Consider the following 1,966-nt stretch of genomic DNA (forward strand, 5'->3'; position numbering starts at 1 on the left):
ATTTACTAAACCTTGTTCATCGAACCATTTGTTTGGCATCGCGTGACTGGCTAACGGACTCGCCGCATTCCTCCAACTCGTCATGGATATATACTTAAACGGCGGCTTATAGCTGAGTTGCCTCAGCCTACGATGCAGCCGTTTCGGTTTCTTCCATAGTTTAAGTTGGATACTGCGAAGCCGTCTCCTTAGCCATTGCGCAATTCTCTTGAATTCTCCATTCGCATTGGCAATCCTGAAGTACTGACTGAACCCTCTTAACAGCGGATTCAGCTGCTTGATAACCTCTCTCAACGGTTTTCCACCATTGCGCTTGGTCAGCTGCTTAAGCTTTCGTTTGAACAAACACAGTTTCTTAGTTTGGATTTTGGTATATCGACTTCCAATTTCCACGCCTAAAAACTTTACACCCTCACGACTGTGCGTAAGGTGTGTCTTTTCTTCGTTCACTTTGAGCTTAAGTTGTTTCTCCAAGATTATCGTTGCCTGCACCCGTGCATTTTCTGCACCGACTCGACTTCGACACAGAATTAGAATGTCATCCGCATAGCGCACAATGCGGTGGCCTCGTTGACGCATTTTTTGGTCAAACTCGTCCAAGTACACGTTTGCTATCAAGGGACTGATCACCCCTCCTTGCGGACTGCCTTTTTCTGTTTCTTGCCAATCCGTCCCAACCATTACACCACTTTTTAGGAACGCTTTTATCAGCCCCAACACACTGCCATCTTTGATTCGCTTTCTCAGACTTTTTAAAATTAAGTCATGATCCAGCTGATCAAAGCACTTGGATAGATCCATATCCACCACGTGGTTTAGCCCATAGCGGCGCATAAACATGGTGGCTTTATTGATCGCATCATGGCCGCTTCGCTTTGGCCGATAACCAAAACTAGAGGGATGAAACTGCTCTTCAAAAATAGGGGTAAGGATGTCGGTTAGAGTTTGTTGAACGACTCGATCCCGAACGGTCGGAATCCCAAGCAACCGTACGCCACCGTCCGCTTTGGGGATCTCTACCCGTCTGACCGGATGGGGGTGATACTGCTTGGTTTTGAGCTCAAGAAGCAATTGATCAAGTTCATCACTTAGCGTCGAGGCGAAGTCACTCAGGCTCTGCTTATCTATGCCAGCCGCGCCTTTCGCTTTCCACACCTTTTTGAAGCCCTTGTACAGTTTCTCCTTGCTTAGCAAGTGACCATACAAGCTGTAATATACTCGACACCTCTTCTCTTGGGTTGTGCGCTGTGTGGGGGCAAAATGTTTCTTATTCATGTTGGTCTATTTCAGTCTGAGGTTTAGCCTTCTAGCTCAATGGCAATTTACTAAACGGGGTCAGATCTACTCCCTCGTACGGTTTCCAGCTCCAGTTTTCTGCTTCCACAAATCACCACGCAGGAAGACCCTAATGATTCATCAGTTCGTGTACCACTAAAAAAAAACATCTGCTCATCACAGACTTAACGTCTACTTCCTCCCTTCGCAACACCCATTAGCTTTTGACCAAAAGGCGCCCCAACAAACTCGATGCTGTTGGTCAGCTCAGTTTTATCCTCCACACCATTGCTGGGCTTCATCGGCTGCGCTTTACTCACTACTACGGATTCATCTGCCACCTCACACCAACCTAAGTCTTGGCTCACACCTCGTACTCAGGCTTCCGATCTCATCGGATACGATGCCAGGCTTCCCCAGTTACTGCACTGGCTCCCTGTTAACAATTCCACCCTCAATCACAGCTTAGGTCTGACTGAGTATCGGGCTTTGCGCTATTTTGCACGCTTACCCACCTAAACTGCCGAAGCAGGTTCACTTGCGTTGTGTACTGTTAACTTCCTATCGCTTCCTTCAGACCCTGCCGTTGGCCAGCAACGCCCTTGCGATTCGGATTCTCTTCCCCTCAGTCGGGGTAAGACAGGTTTCTTTCAACCTGACGGGTTTGCCAGCTTCGCTGGGCAAACAAAAA

General features: G+C 47.9%; 2 protein-coding genes. Both read right to left on the reverse strand.

The window, feature by feature from the left end; genetic code table 11:
* Positions 1-1,275 (reverse strand): group II intron reverse transcriptase/maturase (gene ltrA, locus DFP81_RS18050; RefSeq protein ID WP_115899269.1); only part of this gene is annotated, 1,275 nt, incomplete at its 3' end.
* 185 nt (positions 1,276-1,460) lie between these two features.
* On the reverse strand, positions 1,461-1,643 hold the full coding sequence (locus tag DFP81_RS18055; protein WP_115899270.1) for a hypothetical protein: 183 nt from the start codon (positions 1,641-1,643) through the stop codon (positions 1,461-1,463).
* Between the last annotated feature and the right edge of the window lie 323 nt (positions 1,644-1,966).

The sequence above is a fragment of the Marinomonas pollencensis genome (assembly GCF_003387375.1).
In the GTDB taxonomy this organism is placed as follows: Bacteria; Pseudomonadota; Gammaproteobacteria; order Pseudomonadales; family Marinomonadaceae; genus Marinomonas; species Marinomonas pollencensis.